The following is a 1,939-nucleotide window of genomic DNA, read 5'->3' on the forward strand; positions in this document are numbered from 1 at the left end:
AAATACAACGCTACATGACCGTGCGCGATACCGCGCTCTTGATGACCTTCCCCGACGAATGGCTTGGCTCAGGGCCCCGCGGTGAACAGATGCGACAACTCGGCAACGCCGTCCCGGTCGTGCTGGGTGAGTTCTTCGCCTCAGCGGTCGCCGACGCCCTCACGACCGCGGAGGCGACGGAGACCGACGCCAACGGCGCGCTCGTCTCGACCCACTGAACGATGCGCGAGCAGGCTGGCGAACACGGCTGGAACCAGCGACTACCGTCAGCGCGGGCGTATAAACGGCGCGCGGGCGCCGTGGCCCCAGCGATCGAGCAGGACCGTGCGGCGGGCGGGCGTCACCGGCGCGGCGTCGATCTCGGTGACGGACACCTCGCCCACGCGTCGGTATCGCTCCGCGTCTATCGGAGTACACGCCGGATCCGCGCCTACTTGCGGTGGTCGCACAACGGCAAATCCGTGGAACGCTACATCTGCGAGGTCACCCACGACTCACGACGCGACAACCTGATCCAGGCTTGGCGCCAGGCTCACGAGCAAGGACTCGTGACCGACCGCTCACTGCCGCCTGGATCCAAGGCCTCCTCCTCTGCCGTACGAGCGGTGATGCGGGCGAACCGTGGCAAGGACACCGGACCCGAGTTGGCGTTACGAAGAGCACTTTACGCCCGCGGACTGCGCTACAGGGTGACGGTAAGACCGCTCCCCCAACTCCGACGAACCGCGGATATCGTCTTCACGACCGATCGTGTGGCCATCTTCGTCGACGGATGTTTCTGGCATGGATGCCCCGAACACCATCGACCGGCGATCAGGAACTCGGGGTTCTGGCTTCAGAAGATCGCCGCCAACCAGGACCGCGATCGAGACACCTCCATGCGGCTCCGAGAAGCCGGCTGGACCGTAATCCGGGTATGGGAACACGAGGATCCCGCGGTCGCGGCGGAGCGTATCGAGAACACCATCCGACACCTGCGAGATGCGCGGGCCGGCGGACGGACACACGGCTAAAGGACCCACTCCACGGTTCGCCGCACAGTGTGTGCGGGTAGAGGGCTGTGGCGCCCTAGCTGTAGACCGCACCGGTTGCTCCCAGCTCACCCAGGATCACGTCGGCATGTCGGTGGTGGGCGCTAACCTGTGGCGGCAAGCCACGACGGGCGGGCAGAAGGGGAGAGACCTGTGACAGAGCAGTTCGTCAACATCGAGCCGCACCCGCGGATTCTGACGGTCCTGGGGGACATCGAGTTCAGTCCGCTGCAATGCCTGTCAGAGCTCGTCGATAACTCGTTCGACGAGTTCCTGTCGAGTCCGGCCGTTGACGGTGAGCGCCCCACCGTGAGCGTGAACCTGCCTGGCAAAGAGGGGAATGCGCGTACCGCTGAAGTCTGGGTCACCGACAACGGCCGAGGTATGGACCTCCAGACCCTGAACAACGCCGTGCGGGCGGGATGGTCCGGCAATGCCCGCTACGGTGCGCTCGGCCTATACGGGATGGGCTTCAACATCGCGACGGCTCGCCTCGGTCGTCTCACGACCATCCGGACGACGCGAGCCGGCGACCCGTCCTGGACCGTGCTGGACCTGGACCTCGACGCGTTGGTCAAGGGCGGCAGCTATAACGTGCCAGCCCGTCAGGAGCCCAAGGCGTCGCCCGACGAGCACGGTACTCAGATCATCATCAAGAACCTGAAGACCGACCAGTGGCAGGAGCTGGTGCGCCGCGGTGACAAGCTGAGGGAACAGTTGGGGGACGTATACTCCTATCTGCTCCGGGAGCGCGGCTTCCTGATCACCGTGAACGGCAAGAAGACCCAGCCAAGGCTGCCGTGTGTCTGGGACGTCTCCCGGACCGTGACCCGCAAGGGCAACACCATTCCCGCCGTCATCGAGTTCGACGAACGCTTGCTGCCCGCTATGGCTTGCTTCAACTGCGG

The 1,939-nt window shown here is 65.1% G+C and carries 3 protein-coding genes; all 3 read left to right on the forward strand.

Annotated elements, in window-relative coordinates; genetic code table 11:
* Positions 1 to 218, forward strand: a 218-nt coding sequence (locus tag ACFWPJ_RS31590; RefSeq protein WP_378856998.1) for a DNA cytosine methyltransferase, incomplete at its 5' end; no start/stop codon positions are given.
* A gap of 390 nt (positions 219 to 608) precedes the next feature.
* Positions 609 to 1,013, forward strand: coding sequence for a very short patch repair endonuclease (locus ACFWPJ_RS31595; protein ID WP_378857002.1), 405 nt, complete (start codon positions 609 to 611; stop codon positions 1,011 to 1,013).
* A 171-nt stretch (positions 1,014 to 1,184) separates the two neighbouring features.
* A partial coding sequence (locus ACFWPJ_RS31600; protein ID WP_378857000.1) for an ATP-binding protein occupies positions 1,185 to 1,939 on the forward strand: 755 nt, incomplete at its 3' end.

Source organism: Nocardia sp. NPDC058497 (genome assembly GCF_042720195.1).
GTDB lineage: Bacteria > Actinomycetota > Actinomycetes > Mycobacteriales > Mycobacteriaceae > Nocardia.

Excerpts from the sequence above, each read along its gene's own strand:
- ACFWPJ_RS31595 (WP_378857002.1), top strand. The coding sequence starts at position 609 with ATGCGGGCGAACCGTGGCAAGGACACCGGACCCGAGTTGGCGTTACGA.